This is a genomic window from Brevundimonas sp. AVps7, assembly GCF_058681545.1.
The window spans coordinates 1,055,640-1,071,865 of record NZ_CM178742.1 but is presented as its reverse complement, the minus strand read 5'-3'; the positions used below and the strand labels follow the sequence as shown (position 1 = coordinate 1,071,865).

Here is a 16,226-nt window from a genome sequence, read left to right as displayed (position 1 = left end):
GAACGCTAGGGAGACACGCCGTGGGTCAGAACATGCAGGTCGTGGAGGCCATGATGGCCGCCTGGAAGAAGCGCGACGTGGAGGGCTTCATCGCCACCCTCGCCGACGACATCGAGTACCACTGGCACCCCACCAAACGTCCAGCCGTCGGCAAGGACAAGATGCGGAAATTCCTCTCCAACTACGAAGCCGGCTTCGACCAGCAGGAGTGGCGCGTCACCCATTCCGCCGAAAACGGCGAGGTCCTGTTCGTCGAGGGGATGGAGGTCCTGGTCGACCGCGCCTCGGGTGTGAAGATGGACAACCCCTTCGTCCAGGTCTTCCAGGTCCGCGACGGCCTGATCTACCGGATGCGCGACTACTACGACACGTCGCAGGTCCACGCCCCGGCCAAGCCCGAGGCCTCGAAGGCGACCGCATGAGCACGCCGATCGAGCGTCTGCGGGCGCTGATGGTCGTGTCGGAGGCGCGCGACAAGCCCGCCTTCCTCGACTTCTTCGCCGACGACGTGGAATACCACTACCATGTCGGAACCCGTCCCTTGGTCGGGAAGGATTGGGTCGACAGGTTCATCACCAAATACTGGGCCAACCACTCGGCGACGAAGTGGACGCTCGTGAACTGGGCCGAGAACGGCGACAAGGTGCTGACCGAGGGGCAGGAAGACTACGTCAACGCCGACGGCGTCAGCGTCTCCCACCCGTACATGGGCATCATCGAATTCCGGGACGGCAAGATCATCGCCTGGCGCGACTATTTCCAGATGAAGGACCCGGCTGCGTCCTGAAGCTTAGTCAGCCCGGTTTAACGCGTTAACTCAATAACTTGCATCGTTATAATGCAAGATTACGTTCGGAATTGCACTCATTGGACTCGGTGTTGTCCGAGTCCAACTCGCACCTTTAAACGGCCGGCATCCGCTCGGCCCGCAAGGCCGAGCGACGCACCTTGCCCGCATCGTCACGCAGCCGTTCGGTCGTAACCTCCAGCGAGCGAGGGCGCTTGTAGGGCGCGATCCGCTCGGCGAGGAAGGCGTTCAGCGCGCGCTCGTCCAGAGCCCCGTCCGCCGTCTCCACGATGGCGTGAACCCGCTGACCGAAGTCCGTGTCTGGCAGCCCCACCACCACGCTGCACTGGACGCCGGGGAAGCTGTCGATCGCCGCCTCGACCTCGGCCGGATAGACGTTGGCCCCGCCCGACACGATCATGTCCACGCGCCGGTCGGCCAGATAGAGCCAGCCGTCGTCATCGACATACCCCATGTCGCCCAGGGTCTCGAACGTACCGTTCGCACGCGGCTCGGCGCCAAGGTATTTGTAGGTCGTCCCCTGCCCCCGCAGCGGCATGAAATAGATCTCGCCGACCTCGCCGGGCGCACAGGCTTCGCCGGCCTCGTTCAACACCTTCATCTCGTAGCCGGGCAGGACCTTGCCGACCGAGCCGGGGTGATCGAGCCATTCGACCCCGTGAATGCCCGTGCCGCCCAGCGCCTCCGTGCCGGTGTAGATCTCCCAGACCGTCTCTGGCCCCACCCATTCGATCCATTTCTGCTTCAGCCAGGGCGGACAGGCGGCGGCGATATGCATGACGGCGTCCAGCGACGAGACGTTGTAACTCGCCTTCACGTCATCGGGCAGGGACCAGATGCGGTGCATCATCGTCGGCACCTGGAACAGCCAGCTGACCTTGTACTGGTCGATCAGCCTCAGCGTTTCCTCCGCGTCGAAACGCGGCATCAGGACGATGTGCAGACCCCAGCCCATGGCGAAACAGGTCATGCCGAACGGAGCCGCGTGGTACAGCGGCCCCGGATTCAGCAGCACATCGTCTGGGATCATGCCGAGCAGCAGGACGTCGGGATCGGCCATGGCCGGGGCCATGTCGACGATGACCTTGGGGCGCCCGGTCGAACCGCCGCTGGCGATGGCCTTCAGATGTTTGGACACGATCTCCGGCAGGGGCGAAGGATCCTCCGACGCGTCATACGTCTCCGCCTCGGAGAGGCGAGGTGTATTGCCCGCCCTTGCCCCATCCTCGATCACGATCAGGCGCGGCTTCAACAGATCGAGGATGCCGGCCAGTTCGATCGCAGGCAGCTTGTGCGACAGGGGCGCCGGCGTCGCGCCGAGCGTCCACACGGCGAAGGCCAGCTCCAGAAATGCCGGGCAGTTGGGCAGGGCGATGGCGACGAAATCCCCCTCGATCACCCCCGCCTTCGCCAGGGTCCGCGCCCGACGGTTGACCCGGTCCGCCAGCTCACGCCGGGTCAGGGTCACGCCCTCGAACGTCAGGGCCGGTCTATCCGGGTCCCGCGCGGCATGGACGTTCAAAAGGGCTCCCACCGCCCGGGGCGCCGGCATGGCGACCCCCGGCGTGGACATCATGCGTGGCCGGGCGGGGCTGATCATGCGGCGGACTTCGTCTCCACGGCAGCCGCCGTCTTTGGCGGCCAGGGGATCATCAGGCTGGTCCGGGCCATGTAGCCCTCATAGCCGGGACGCGTGTGCTTCAGTCGCTTTTCGTACGACACGCCGCCGCTGTACTTCAAGAACATCACGAGCAGCAGCAGCGGCCCGACGATCGAGGCGGCGCCCAGAAGCCCCGTCTCCGCCGCGATCAGCCACAGGCCGAACCAGACGCACAGGTCGCCGAAATAGTTGGGATGCTGGGTGTAGCGCCACAGGCCCCTGTCCATGACGGTCCCGGCCGTGCCCGGCGTCTTCTTGAACCGGACCATCTGCCAGTCGCCCAGGCTTTCGAAGATGATGCCGAAGACGGTCAGGCCGGCGCCGATCCAGCCGATCATCCCCACCGCCACAGGCGTCGCGGACAGCTGGCCGAGCTGCACCGGCAGGCTGACGATGAACAGGATCGGCGACTGCAGCTGGAACACCATGACCCAGGCGGCTTTCGGATAGCTCATGCCCTTCTCCTGGGCGCGATCCAGCATCTTCACATACCGACGGTCCGGGCCGTGATCGCGCCAGCGCCAAAGCATGTACCCGCCCAGCCGCAGACCCCAGACGCAGACCAGTACGAGAATGAGCTGCATCCGCTGGTCCGATCCGTCGGCCATCAGAAAGGTCGTCACTCCCATGAAGGCCAGACCCAGGGCCCACCAGGCGTCCACGAAGGTGACGTCCCGAATGGCGACGCCGATCCCCCACAGGATGACGAAGGACGCGACGCAGATCGCAAAATTGATCCCGAGAATGCTCAGGATTTCGGTGATGGGCGGCATGGTCTGGTCTCCCCCTCGTGATCGGTCCTAGCGGCCGGTCGACAGTTCCTTGGCGTGCAGCATCTTTGCCATGCCCCGCTCCATCCCCTTGGGATCGCGGGCCAGGGCGGCGCGGCTCTCGATGGCGAACCGGTCTGTGTCGATCTCGTCGACCCCGCGCGTGATGCCCTTCATGGCCGCGCGGGCGATGTCCTCTGGCGCCTCCTTGGCCCCCTTCACGTGCGAGGCCATCCGGGTGTCGACCGAGCCGACGATCAGAGAGGTGACGCTGGTCCCCTGCCCGGCCAGCTCGGCGCGGATGCAGGAGCCGGCCGCCCGCATGGCGAACTTCGACGGGCTGTAGCCGCCCATGTTCGGCACTGCGACAATGCCCGCGACCGACAGGACGTTCAGGATCGCCCCGCCGCCGTTGGCTTTGAGCACGGGCGCGAAGGCGCGAGACATGGCGACGGGGCCGAAATAGTTGACCTCCATCTCCTCGCGCATAGCCGACATATCGTCCGAGCCGATCAGCAGCTTTCCCGTTGAGACGCCGGCGTTGTTGACCACCACCGATACATCCGGACAGGCGGCGGCCGCCTCGGCAATCTGGTCCGGCTTCGCCACGTCGAGACGCACGGCGAAGACCTTGCCAGGGTATTGATCGACGAGGTGCTGGGCCGAGGCGGGGTCGCGGGCGCCGGCATAGACCTTGGCCGCCCCCTGCTCGATCAGCACGCGCACGAAGCCTTCGCCGATACCCCGGTTGGCCCCGGTGACGATCGCGACTGAGCCCTGGATATCCATGCGCTCGCCTCAGGCTGCCGTGTAGATGATGTCGTCGGGCTTCTTGGCCCCGCGCCGCAGCACAGAGGCGTCCCGGGTGATCGCCCCGCGCGCCCAGGTTTCGGAGAGCTCGTGCTCCTCGTTCCATTCCCAGCACATGGTGCGGCGCAAGATGCGCCATTCGTCGCCGCGCTTCTCCATCTGATCGACGCAGCGGGCCAGGGTGCGGGTGTCGAACTCCTGCCCCTTCACCGTCAGGCGCGATGCCGTCAGGATGTAGCATTCAGCCGTCGCCGTGGTCGCCGACTTCAGTTCAATGATCAGGTTCATGGCCATGTGATTCATCAGCCCGGCCTTGGGCAGCCGCTCCTTGATCACCGCCACCCATTCGGACGCAAGTCCGTCGAAAGTGCCGCCATGATCCTCCCAACCGTCGGGCCAGTAGGCGCGTTCAACGAGGTCGGAATCGGCGCGATCGCAGCCGCGCAGGAACTTCAGCAGCACCTCCTCGATCGCCTTCTTGTCGAGCAGGGCCTGAACCTCAGGGTCGCGGTTGGCCATCCTGGTATCCTCCGATGACTGTTATTCAGTCTTGAAACGAAAGTGACATGGCTTGCGTTAGCGGGCAAGTCGCTTTGGCCGGCTTCAGAGCCTGAGCAGGCCCGGCGGGGCGGCGACCACGCGCGGGATCGCCTGCAACACCATCGCCGCCACGGCGAACTGTTCCGGTTTCGTGCGAACACCGTCGGGGGCGGTATCGACCAGGTCCATGGCGATCCGGACGCCTGGCAGGCCGTCGACCTCGATCTCCCAATGCGGCTTGCCGGCGAACGGCGCCTGGGCCGGATCCATGATCCAGTTGACCTCATGCGTGATACGCCGCACCCCGTCGATCAGGCCGTGCACACGCCAGGTCGTGGCCGAAACCGAGCCCTTCGGGATGACCCCTGCGGCGATGGTCAGATCGCGTTCGGCCAGGCTGACGGCATGGTCCGGTTCGAAGCCGTCGAGCGACAGGCCGAGCCGCACGGCCAAGCCCTCCACGCTCTGCGAAAACATGGCCGTGAAGGTTTCCGCCAGCGGCCCGTTCGCCAGGTCGATCGCTCCCGGAGCGGAACCAAACCCCAGCGCCCCGAAGACATAGCCCGGGTTCGGAACCGTTGTGCAGTCGATGATTTCCCGGGTCGCGATGTTGCTGTGCGACAGACACAGGGCGACGGCGTTGACCGCCATCCGCTCCGCCACCCAGCCCGGATTGACGCCCGTTCCGGCGAGGGTCGCGCCACCCTTGATCGCACTATCGGCCAGCCCGTCGGCGTAGGTCCGGCCGAGCGCGGCGGGCTCGAAATAGTGGTTGATCGAGACCACATTCTTGCCGGATTCCAGCAGCCGCTTCACGTCCGCGTCGTGCCCGACATAGGGTGCCGACAGCATCGGCGTATGAATGACGACGTCGGCGTCCAGCGCCAGTATCTCGTCGATCGACCGCGTCGCGATAACCCCCGTCTCCGGCCTGCGCGCGATGTCGCCGGCGTCGCGTCCGGCCTTGGCTTCGCCATAGACGAACAGCCCGATCAGCTGGAACCGGTCGTCGTCCAACACCGCCCGCAGACAGGCCTTGCCCATCGAGCCGGTCGCCCACTGGATCACCCGGATGGGTCTGGTCATCACGCCTCCCCACGCTTTCGCCGCGTCTTGCTCATCGACGGTGAAGCGATAAGTCCAGAAACGCAAGCTGCTTGCCAAGCGCCGTTGAACGATTAGTGTGTTTACGCAAGCGACAGCGGATCGCGCGGAGAGATGTCCATGGCCGAGCCCCCCTTCTGGCAGGCGCTGATGAAGTCGGCGAATTTCTACGCGCGCTTCGCGCCCTCGTTCACGCGCGTCGGCTATGTCGCGCGCGGCCTGCCGTTCAAACCGGTAAAGGCCAACTACGTCGGCCAGAACTGGCTGGTCACCGGCGCCACGGGCGGTCTCGGCAAGGCCACAGCGCTGCGGGCGGCGGCCAAGGGCGCGACCGTCTACGCCATCGGTCGCAATGTGAAGGCGCTCGGCGACCTCGTGCGCGAGGCCAGCGGTCCAGGGACGATCGTCCCCATCACCTGCGATCTGTCGTCGATGGCCGCCGTCGCCGGCCTGTCGAAACGCCCCGAAATCGCGGCGGTGAAGTTCGACGTCGTCGTCAACAATGTCGGCCTTCTGATGCGCTCATTCCAGGCGACCCCGGAGGGACTGGAAACCTCCTACGCCACCAACCTCCTGGGCCACTGGATCCTGACCGAGGACCTGCACAAGGCCGGCGAGCTGAAGCCCGGCGCAGCCATCATCAACGTCGTCTCCGGCGGTCTCTACAATCTCGGCCTCAACAAGAAGATGCTCAACATTCCCGAGGCGCATTTCAACGGCTTCGCCGCCTATGCCGCCCACAAGCGCGCGCAGCTGGCCCTTGCCGAACACTGGCGCACCGCCTGGGCCGCTGACGGCATCAAGACCTATGCCGTCCATCCCGGTTGGGCGGATACGGCCGGGGTGAAGACCAGCCTTCCGAAGTTCCGCAAGGTGCTGGCCCCGATCCTGCGCAACGACCACGAGGGCGCCGACACAATCGACTGGCTGGCCGCAACGCGGCCTCCTGAAGTCGTTGACGAGATCTGGTTCGACCGCAAACCCCGCACCGCCCACGCCTACCCGCACACCCGCAACCCGCGCACCTCGATCGCCGACGTGGTCGCCTTCCTTGAAGCAGATCGAACACGCCTGGCCGTGTGACGGCGCTGCCAGCCCGGATATGGCCCGGCGGCAAGCATTGAGCTCAATCGCTTGGGCCGCCTTGCGTCCCATCTGAAGTTCGAGGATCGGGCGCAAGGAGCGCCAAACATCTGGTTTGATGACGATAACAGTCAATCAATACAGATACTGGCTAGCGCTGTTCGCGCGGTCTAGAGTGACCGCTTGAGCATCTGTTGCGTGCGTAGGAGGACCGCTCCTGTGTAGACGGAGACGGCTTTTCTTACCCAGGCACAGGAGCGGGGGAAGAGGAGTTCCATGCGTTGGAGTCCACGAACACCGAGGCGCCTGAGTATTTCCACAAGGTCGTCGATTGCCAGTGGGCCTGTCCGGCCCATACGCCCGTTCCCGAATACATCCGGCTGATCGCCCAGGGGCGCCACGCCGACGCCTATATGGTCAACTGGAAGTCCAACGTCTTTCCCGGCATCCTCGGGCGGACCTGCGATCGTCCATGCGAGCCCGCCTGTCGCCGTGGACGGGTCGAGGACGAGCCGGTCGCCATCTGCCGGCTCAAGCGCGTCGCCGCAGACAACAAGGGCGATGTCGCCGCCCGCATGCCGACCCCGCCGGTCAACCGGATCGGCAAGAAGGTCGCCTGCATCGGCGCGGGGCCGGCCTCAATGACCGTGGCGCGGGATCTCGCCCCGCTCGGCTATCACGTCGTGGTCTATGACGCCGACGCCAGGGCGGGCGGCATGATCCGCAGCCAGATTCCGCGGTTCCGACTGCCCGAGAGCGTGATCGACGAGGAGATGGGCTACATCACCGACCTCGGTCTGGAGATGCGGCTGGGTCAGCGCATCGAAAGCCTGAGCGCCCTTCTCAAGGAAGACTACGACGCCATCTTCGTCGGCACCGGCGCGCCCCGCGGACGCGATCTGGACGTTCCGGGCCGACGGGAAGCCGCCGCCAACATCCACATCGGCATAGACTGGCTCTCCAGCGTCTCGTTCGGCCACATCGAGAAGATCGGTCGGCGGGTGATCGTTCTGGGCGGCGGCAACACGGCCATGGACTGTTGCCGCACCGCCCGCCGCCTCGGCGGCGAGGACGTCAAGGTCGTCGTCCGCTCCGGCTACGATGAAATGAAGGCCTCGCCCTGGGAGAAGGTGGACGCGGTCCACGAGGGCATCCCGATCCTCAACTTCCTGGTCCCCAAGGCCTTCACCCACGCCGACGGCCAGTTGACCGGGGTGACCTTCGAAAGGGTCACGCCCGTGGTCGATGAGAAGGGTCGCCGGACGTTGAAGCCGACGGGAGCGCCTGACGAACACATCGCATGCGACGACGTGCTGGTGGCGATCGGTCAGGAGAACGCCTTCCCCTGGATCGAGCGTGACATCGGTCTGGAGTTCGATGAATGGGGCATGCCTGTCGTCAATGAGACCACCCTTCAATCGACCAACGACAAGGTCTTCTTCGGGGGCGATGCGGCGTTCGGGCCCAAGAACATCATCTGGGCCGTGGCCCATGGTCATGACGCGGCGATCTCGATCGACCATTTCTGCCGCGGGACTGACGTGCGGCTCCGTCCGCCGCCCGGCGTGCTGGTCTCCTCCCAGAAGATGGGCATCCACGAATGGAGCTACGACAACGACATCTCCGTCGATGATCGCCAGATCGTCCCCCAGCTGCCGATCGCCGAAGCCCTGGGCAATGTGAGGGCCGAGGTCGAGCTGGGCTTCGACGCGGCCCTGGCGCTGGCCGAGGCTCAACGCTGCCTCAACTGCGACATCCAGACGGTCTTCACCCCGCCGCTGTGCATCGAATGCGACGCCTGCGCCGACATCTGTCCGACCGACTGCATCACCTTCACCGTCAATGGAGAGGAAGAGGAGCTGCGCCCCCGGCTCAAGGCGCCGGCCCTGAATCTGAGTCAGGACCTCTACGTATCCGGCGCCCTGCCCACGGGGCGGGTGCTGGTGAAGGATGAGGACGTGTGCCTGCACTGCGGTCTGTGCGCCGAGCGTTGTCCGACCGGGGCCTGGGACATGCAGAAGATCATCATTGAGATGACCCACGCCGGCGGGTGCTCCAAATGACCGGTCAGACCCGTGCGGTGAACGACTTCGTGGTCAAGTTCGCCAACGTCAACGGCTCGGGTTCGGCCAGCGCCAACGGCCTCTTCGTCAAGGCGATCCTGCGGATGGGGGTGCCGGTGGCGGCGCGCAACATCTTCCCGTCGAACATCCAGGGCCTGCCGACCTGGTACGAAATCCGCGTCAGCGGCCAGGGCTGGCTCGGCCGCCGCGGCGGCGTCGATCTGATGGTCGCCATGAATCCCCAGACCTGGGATCGGGACGTCGCCGAGATCGATCCGGGCGGCTACCTGTTCTACGATTCCACCAAGCCCATGCCGGCCAGCAGGTTCCGGGATGACATCACGGTCGTCGGCATCCCTCTCACCGCCCTGTGCAACGCCGCCTATGTCGAGCCGTCCAAGCGCAAGGTGATGAAGAACATCATCTGCCTGGGCGCCCTGACCTTCCTGCTCGGCATCGAACAGGACGTGGTCGAAGCGCTTCTGGCCGCAGAATATGCCTCCAAGCCGGCAATGATCCCGGCCAATATCGAAGCCCTTCACATCGGCTTTGACCATGCGAAACAGAGCCTGAAGCCCCTCGGTCTGCAGCTGAAGCGGGCCGATGCGGTGGGCGACCGGATATTCGTGGACGGCAACACGGCGGCGGCGCTGGGCGCGGTCTATGGCGGGGCCACGGTCTGCGCCTGGTACCCCATCACCCCGTCGACCTCGCTGGCGGAGGCCTTCACCGACTACTGCGGCAAGCTGCGTCGCGATCCTGAAACCGGACACGCCCGCTACGCCATCGTCCAGGCGGAGGACGAGATCGCCTCGATCGGCATGGTCGTCGGGGCCGGCTGGAACGGCGCGCGAGCCTTCACCTGCACCTCGGGACCCGGCGTCTCGCTGATGCAGGAGTTCATCGGCCTGTCCTACTTCGCCGAGATCCCTGCGGTGATCTTCGACGTCCAGCGCGGCGGCCCGTCCACCGGCATGCCGACCCGCACCCAGCAGTCGGACATCCTGTCGGCCGCCTACGCAAGTCACGGGGACACCAAACACGTCCTGCTGCTGCCCGAAGGGCCGGGCGAGTGCTTCGAAATGGGCGCCCAGGCCTTCGACCTGGCGGACCGGCTGCAGACCATGGTCTTCGTCATGCTCGACCTCGACATGGGCATGAACGAATGGCTGGTCGAGCCCTTCAAATGGAATGACGCTCGCAGCCTCGACCACGGCAAGGTCATGACTGCAGAGATGCTCGAAGCGGGGGCCGATTTCGGCCGCTACAAGGATGTCGATGGCGACGGCATCCCGTTCCGCACCCTGCCGGCGACCCATCCGTCAAAAGGCGCCTATTTCACCCGCGGCACCTCGCGCGATCCCTATGCCCGCTACAGCGAAGAGGGCGCCGTCTATGTCGACAACATGGAGCGGCTGCTGCGCAAGTTCGACACGGCCAGGACGCTCGTGCCCGCGCCAATTCTGCGCAAGGCCCCGAAACAGACGTCCTACGGCGTGATCTATTACGGCTCGACCTCGCCGGCGATGGACGAGGCCCTGGCCGGTCTCGAGGAGCGGGGCCTGAACGTGGACGCCCTGCGCATCCGCGCCTTCCCCTTCCCCGGCGAGGTGTTCGACTTCATCGCCCATCACGAACTGGTCTTCGTGGTCGAACAGAACCGCGACGCCCAGCTTCGCACCCTGCTGGTCAACGAGGGCGGCGTCGACCCGGCACGGCTGGTCAAGGTGCTCAACTACGACGGCTCGCCGATCACCGCGCGGTTCATCCAGGCCGAGCTGGCCCGGGGGATGGGCGCGATCGACGCGAATGCGGCGGGGGAGATGGCGCAATGACTTACATCGTCAAGCCGCAGTTCCATCATCCGTCCCTGCCGACCAACACGCTCGGCTTCACCCGCCGCGACTACGAAGGTCGGGTCTCGACCCTGTGCGCCGGCTGCGGCCACGACTCGATCAGCGCCGCCATCGTCCAGGCCTGTTTCGAGATCGACCTGGAGCCGCACCGGCTCGCCAAGCTGTCGGGGATCGGCTGTTCGTCCAAGACGCCGGACTATTTCCTCAGCGCCAGCCACGGCTTCAACACCGTGCACGGACGTATGCCGTCGGTGCTGACCGGGGCCAATCTGGCCAACCGCGACCTGATCTATCTGGGCGTCTCGGGCGATGGCGACAGCGCCTCGATCGGTCTGGGCCAATTCGCCCACGCCATGCGGCGGGGGGTCAACATGGCCTATATCGTCGAGAACAACGGGGTCTACGGCCTGACCAAGGGCCAGTTCTCCGCCACCGCCGACAAGGGCAGCAAGTCCAAGAAGGGCGCGGTCAACTCCGACAGCGGCATCGACCTTGTCGCCATGGCGCTACAGCTGGGGGCCACCTTCGTCGGCCGCAGCTTCTCCGGCGACAAGGACCAGCTTGTACCGCTCATCAAGGCCGCCCTCAGGCACAAGGGCGCGGCCTTCATCGACGTGCTCAGTCCCTGCGTGGCCTTCAACAATCACAAGGGATCGACCAAGAGCTTCGACTGGGTCCGCGAGCACAATGAGGCGGTCAACCGGCTGGACGTGATCCTCGGTCGCTCACCCGTGACCGCCGACTACGCACCCGGCTCCCTCGTCGAGGTCACCCAGCACGACGGATCGGTCCTGATGTTGCGCAAGGTCGCCCGCGACTACGACGCGACCGACCGGGTCAAGGCCATGGCCTATCTCCACGAGCGGGAGGCCGTCGGCGAGATCGTGACCGGCCTGCTCTTTGTCGACCCCGGATCCGAAGATCTGCATGACGCCCTGGCGACGGTCGCAAAGCCGCTCAACGCCCTGTCCGACGCGGAACTGGTCCCGGGCGCTGCGGCCCTCGAAAGGATCAACGCAGCGCTGCGCTAGTCGTCGGCCCGCTCTGGCGGTCGCGTCCGCGGGCTTACGCCCCGCTGCAACAAGGGACGTGTCACCAGTAGAAGGCCGTACCGTCCTCAAGCCGGTTCACCGGCAGGTATGCGCGCTTGTAGGGGAAGGTCGCCGCCAGGCTCTCGTCCAGCTCCACCCCCAGGCCCGGCGCGTCGCCGGGGTGCATCATGCCGTCGGCGAAACGGTAGGCGTGCGGGAAGACCGCGTCGGTCTCGGCGGTATGGCGCATGTATTCCTGCAGCCCGAAGTTCGAGACCGACAGGCCGAAATGCAGGGCGGCCGCCATCGTCACCGGCGACAGGTCTGTGGCGCCGTGACAGCCGGTCTTCACATGGTGGATGTCGGCCAGGGCCGCGATCTTGCGCAGGTGGGTGATCCCGCCCGCGTGAACCACGGTTGCGCGGATATAGTCGATCAGCCCCTCCTCGATCAGGGTCTTGCACGACCAGATCGATGAGAAGACCTCGCCTACCGCCAGCGGTGTCGTCGTATGCGCGCGGATCGTGCGGAACGCCGCCTGGTTGTCGGCCGGAACCGCGTCCTCCAGCCAGAACAGGCGATAGGGCTCCAGGTCCTTGCCCAGCCGCCCGGCCTCGATCGGCGTCAGCCGGTGATGCACGTCGTGCAGCAGGTCGATGTCCCAGCCCAGGGCGTCGCGCGCGGCGGCGAACAGATCGGGGACGCTGTTCATATAGCGCCGCGTCGACCACCGGTTCTCGGTCGGCAGGGCGCCGTCCGCCGGTTCATAAAACAGCTTGTCCTTCGACACGCCGTAGGTGCTGGCCATGCCCGGCACGCCGGACTGTAGCCGCACGGCCTTGTAGCCCATGGCCACATACTTGCGGGCCTCGGCGATCGTGTCCTCGATGGTCTCGCCGTTGGCATGGCCGTAGACGGTGACGCCGCTTCGACAGGCCCCGCCCAGCAGCTGATACAGCGGCAAGCCTGCAAGCTTGGCCTTGATGTCCCACAGGGCCACGTCGACGGCGGCCAGGGCGGTCATATCGACCGGCCCGCCGCGCCAGTAGGCGCCCCTGTGCAGGGTGTTCCAGGCATCCTCGATCCGGTGGGCGTCGCGACCGATCAGCAGGGGCGCGATATGCTCTTCGAGATAGGCGACCACCGCCATCTCCCGCCCGTTCAGCGTCGCGTCGCCCAGACCCGTGACTCCGCTCTCGGTCGTGAGCTTCAGGGTGACGAAGTTGCGCCCGGGACAGGTGACGATGACCTGGACGCGGGCGATCGGCTCGACGCGCGGCGCATGCCCGGCAAGGCCGTCCCGGGTCTCTTTCGCTCTGTCGTGGAAGTTCATCGGCCAGTCCGGGAAAAAAGTTGGAGGGCGACCGGGATCGCCCTCCAGGCCCAGTTTCGGGGGCGTTTCGTCGCTAGAAGGTGGCGCGCAGCGTCAGCTGATACGTCCGTCCATCGTAGTCGATGCGGCGCGGCAGCATGGGGTCGGATTGATATTCCGATCGCGTCGCATCGGTCAGGTTGAAGGCGTCCGCCGACAGGGTGATCCGGTCCGTCAGGTTGTAGGAGGCCGAGGCGTCCAGCTGGGACCGAGACTCCACCGTGCGGGCATCGCCGACGAAGCTGTTGCCGGCGGCCAGGTCGTAGTCGCCGCGCCAGTTCCAGGTCAGGCGAATGCCGAACCTGTCGGTCTCGTAGTAGCCGATCAGGTTGAGGTTCTTGCGCGACACGCTGGGCAGGGTGATCGGGACGCCCGCGCCCGTGGTGCCCTCGATGTCGATATAGGTGAAGTTGGCCGCGCCCCCGAAGTGGGACAGCCAGCCCGGCAGGAAGTCGAGGTTCTGCTGAACCGCCAGTTCGGCGCCCCGCACAGTGATCGGATCCTGGTTGGTGCTGCCGCTGGCCAGGACCTGGACGCCGGCGGCCGTCAGGCAGTTCGTGCCCGAGATGGTCAGGGGTCCAAGGCCGAAGTCGACGCCGTTGATCAGACCGTTTGAGGGGCAAAGCCGGGTCGGATCGACGATCGGCCCGATGTAGCCGTCCACGTCCTTCTGGTAGAGGGAGACGGCGAACACGCCTCCGGGCCGGTTGTACCACTCCAGCGCCAGATCATAGGCGTCTGACGTGTAGGGCGACAGGCTCGTGGCGCCGATGGTGATCGTATAGGGCGAGTTGACCACGGCCGGGTCCGGCGTGAGCACCGAGGTGATCGGCACGTTGTCGCGCGGCTGCGGACGCACATAGGTCCGGTAGTAGGCGGCGCGCAGGACCAGTTCGTCCGTCAGGTCGATCTTGGCCATCGCCGACGGCAGCCAGTAGTCGTTCTCGCTGCCATAGGTGCGTTCGGTGACGAAGTGGTTCACCGCGCCCGCCGCCGTGGCCCGCACCGACGAACACCCCTGGCAATCGAGGGCGACGATCGAGGTGTCGAGCTTCTCATAGCGCAGACCGACATTGCCCCTCACCGGGAACCCGAACACCGCGCTGTCGAACTTGGCCATCGCATAGGCCGAGAAGGTGTCGTTGGAGTTGGTGAAGTTGTTGTTCCAGTAGTTCGGATCCCAGTAGTTGTTCACCAGACCGTAGGTCGTCAGGAACACGCCGGTCGCCGGGTCGAGCAGGAACTGGTTCGTCACTCCGTTGGGATTGGCCGTGGTCCGGAGCGTGGTGTTGACGGGCAGGATCCCGGCCAGGGTCCGGGCGACGTTTACGCTGCGCCAGTTGGAGGTGTACCCGCCGGCTTCGCCGCCGAAGAAATCGCCGACATAGGGATTCACCTCCGAGACGGACTGGGTGAGCCCCGCCATGTTGATGCCCATGGCGCTGTTGCGCGATCCGCTCGACGCGAAGGAAGTCGATTCGAGCCTCAGACCGCCCATCAGGGACGACAGGAACGAGCCGTTCAGCGTCCGCTCCAGGTCGAACTGGACCGCGTCCAGTTCGGTCAGCGCCTGTCCGTTGGTGCCGGTGACGCCGAACCGGTCGCCCGCGACCGTCGCCAGCTGGCCCGGCATCACGGCCCCGACCTGGGTGACCGAGTTGGCCGCCACCGGGATGGTGTACCCGTTCGCCGGGATATGGCTGGCATTGGGGGTGTTCAGGGTGATGCGGAACCGGGACAGGTCCGATCCGCCGGTGAAGACCGAGGCCGTGTTTCCGTTCAGCCCCGCCGGGCCCAGGTTGCGATTGGCGTTCTGGACGATGTCCAGTTCGATCTGGTCGGAGCGGGCCTCGGCGCGGGAGATCGTGCCCTCCAGCGTCGCGCGCCACTCGTCGTTCTCGAACGTCACCGTCGGATTGATCGCCCACACCATCTGGGTGACCGGCTCAGACCGGATGGAGTCGAAGGTCTGGGCGTTCACCGACGAGAACTCGTTGATGTAGGCCCGCCCGTCGGCCGCCACATAGGGCGTGCCCAGGCTGGTGAACCGGGTGACGGCGGATGTCGCGTTCAGCGCGGTGTTGGTGTTCTGGCCCGCGCCGTTCTCGATATAGAGAAGATGGTTGGTGCCCTCGTCCAGCTGGCGCCTGGTGTAGAAGCCGGTCAGTCCGAAGCGGACCTCGTCGGTCGCCTGCCATTCGAAGCCCGCCGCGCCGGTGAAGACGTCGCCCCGGTTCTGGCGCACGAACTGGCGCATCTGGCTGGGATAATAGACCCCCCCCGGGTTCGCGGCGATCAGGGCGTCATAGACCGGGTTCGTGCCCGGCACGCCCTGGTTGCCGACCTGGATCGAACCCAGACGGTTGGCCCACGAGTTGACCGTGATCGAGTCGCGGCGGAAATTCTCTTCCTTGAACGCCAGGGTGCCGAAGACGGCGAAGTCTTCGCTCAGGTGGGTATTGTAGCCGACCGTGTAGGACGGCGACCCCTGGCTCCCCAGATCATTGTATTCATAGGCCGCCTTCACGAAGCCGCCGTCCCGCCGCGACAGTGCCGGCGCGATCCGCAGGTCGATGATGCCCGACAGACCGCCCGCGACGTTCGAGGCGTCCGGCGACTTGATGATGGTGATCCCCGAGAAGATGTCGGAGTTGAACGCGCCCAGGGGGGTCGACCCCATATTGGTCGATGTGCTCAGGATGGGATCGGCGAAGCCGGAGCCGTTCAGGGTCGTGCGCGCAAAAGAGCCCGGCAGGCCGCGCAGGCTGATGGTGGCGTTTCGCGAGTCGGCCTCGCGGTTGATCTGCACGCCCGGCAGACGCTGGATGGCCTCGCCGACATTGAGGTCGGGGAAGCGGCCCAGGCCGTCCGACGAGATCGAATCGGTGATCTGATCCGAGCTGCGCTTGGTCGCCAAAGCACTGGCGTAGGCGCCGCGGAACCCGGTGACGACGACTTCGTCGAGTTGATCGTTGGCGTCCTGCGCCGGCGTTTCCGCCTGCGGAGCGCCGCTCGCCTGCGCGGCGGCGACGCTGGCGGAACAGAGGACGCCGCCCAGCGCGAACGCGCTCACGGCCCCCAGAAGGAGCACCCGTTGTCTGATCATGTTTCCAACCCCGTGCCGTTCTC

At 65.9% G+C, this 16,226-nt stretch carries 13 protein-coding genes; 6 read left to right on the top strand and 7 right to left on the bottom strand.

The window, feature by feature from the left end; all coding sequences use genetic code 11:
* Positions 1–20 precede the first annotated feature (20 nt).
* On the top strand, positions 21–422 hold the full coding sequence (locus ACW17Y_RS05290) for a nuclear transport factor 2 family protein (protein ID WP_492037728.1): 402 nt from the start codon (positions 21–23) through the stop codon (positions 420–422).
* Positions 419–787 (top strand): nuclear transport factor 2 family protein, encoded by a 369-nt coding sequence (locus tag ACW17Y_RS05285; RefSeq protein WP_492037727.1) that lies wholly within the window; start codon positions 419–421, stop codon positions 785–787. The genes ACW17Y_RS05290 and ACW17Y_RS05285 overlap by 4 nt, the downstream gene beginning before the upstream one ends.
* A 115-nt stretch (positions 788–902) precedes the next feature.
* Here the strand turns inward: ACW17Y_RS05285 and ACW17Y_RS05280 are convergent, their stop codons facing one another.
* The 5 genes from ACW17Y_RS05280 to ACW17Y_RS05260 form a co-directional block, all read right to left on the bottom strand.
* On the bottom strand, positions 903–2,408 hold the full coding sequence (locus ACW17Y_RS05280; protein WP_492037726.1) for an AMP-binding protein: 1,506 nt from the start codon (positions 2,406–2,408) through the stop codon (positions 903–905).
* On the bottom strand, positions 2,405–3,241 hold the full coding sequence (locus ACW17Y_RS05275; RefSeq protein WP_492037725.1) for a DUF1295 domain-containing protein: 837 nt from the start codon (positions 3,239–3,241) through the stop codon (positions 2,405–2,407). Before ACW17Y_RS05275 ends, ACW17Y_RS05280 begins: the two co-directional genes overlap by 4 nt.
* Positions 3,242–3,268: 27 nt before the next feature.
* Positions 3,269–4,027, bottom strand: coding sequence for an SDR family oxidoreductase (locus tag ACW17Y_RS05270; protein WP_492037724.1), 759 nt, complete (start codon positions 4,025–4,027; stop codon positions 3,269–3,271).
* A 9-nt stretch (positions 4,028–4,036) separates the two neighbouring features.
* Positions 4,037–4,567 carry a nuclear transport factor 2 family protein gene (locus tag ACW17Y_RS05265; protein WP_492037723.1) on the bottom strand — a complete coding sequence of 177 codons (531 nt, stop codon included), beginning with the start codon at positions 4,565–4,567 and terminating at the stop codon, positions 4,037–4,039.
* Between the two features lie 84 nt (positions 4,568–4,651).
* The gene (locus ACW17Y_RS05260; RefSeq protein WP_492037722.1) at positions 4,652–5,674 is read right to left on the bottom strand and encodes an NAD(P)H-dependent amine dehydrogenase family protein; all 1,023 of its coding nucleotides are present in this window, start codon (positions 5,672–5,674) and stop codon (positions 4,652–4,654) included.
* Between the two features lie 138 nt (positions 5,675–5,812).
* Here ACW17Y_RS05260 and ACW17Y_RS05255 point away from each other — a divergent pair, with 138 nt between their 5' ends.
* The 4 genes from ACW17Y_RS05255 to ACW17Y_RS05240 all read left to right on the top strand — a co-directional run bounded on the left by ACW17Y_RS05255 (position 5,813) and on the right by ACW17Y_RS05240 (position 11,725).
* Complete coding sequence (locus tag ACW17Y_RS05255) at positions 5,813–6,775, top strand: SDR family NAD(P)-dependent oxidoreductase (protein WP_492037721.1); 963 nt, start codon at positions 5,813–5,815, stop codon at positions 6,773–6,775.
* Positions 6,776–7,056: 281 nt separating this feature from the next.
* On the top strand, positions 7,057–8,838 hold the full coding sequence (locus ACW17Y_RS05250; protein WP_492037720.1) for an FAD-dependent oxidoreductase: 1,782 nt from the start codon (positions 7,057–7,059) through the stop codon (positions 8,836–8,838).
* Complete coding sequence (locus ACW17Y_RS05245; RefSeq protein ID WP_492037719.1) at positions 8,835–10,673, top strand: 2-oxoacid:acceptor oxidoreductase subunit alpha; 1,839 nt, start codon at positions 8,835–8,837, stop codon at positions 10,671–10,673. The genes ACW17Y_RS05250 and ACW17Y_RS05245 overlap by 4 nt, the downstream gene beginning before the upstream one ends.
* Positions 10,670–11,725 (top strand): 2-oxoacid:ferredoxin oxidoreductase subunit beta, encoded by a 1,056-nt coding sequence (locus tag ACW17Y_RS05240; protein ID WP_492037718.1) that lies wholly within the window; start codon positions 10,670–10,672, stop codon positions 11,723–11,725. Before ACW17Y_RS05245 ends, ACW17Y_RS05240 begins: the two co-directional genes overlap by 4 nt.
* Positions 11,726–11,786: 61 nt before the next feature.
* On the opposite strand, the gene manD is transcribed toward ACW17Y_RS05240, so the two are convergent.
* The gene (gene manD, locus ACW17Y_RS05235) at positions 11,787–13,058 is read right to left on the bottom strand and encodes a D-mannonate dehydratase ManD (RefSeq protein ID WP_492037717.1); all 1,272 of its coding nucleotides are present in this window, start codon (positions 13,056–13,058) and stop codon (positions 11,787–11,789) included.
* A 73-nt stretch (positions 13,059–13,131) separates the two neighbouring features.
* On the bottom strand, positions 13,132–16,203 hold the full coding sequence (locus tag ACW17Y_RS05230) for a TonB-dependent receptor (protein WP_492037716.1): 3,072 nt from the start codon (positions 16,201–16,203) through the stop codon (positions 13,132–13,134).
* Positions 16,204–16,226: the final 23 nt, after the last annotated feature.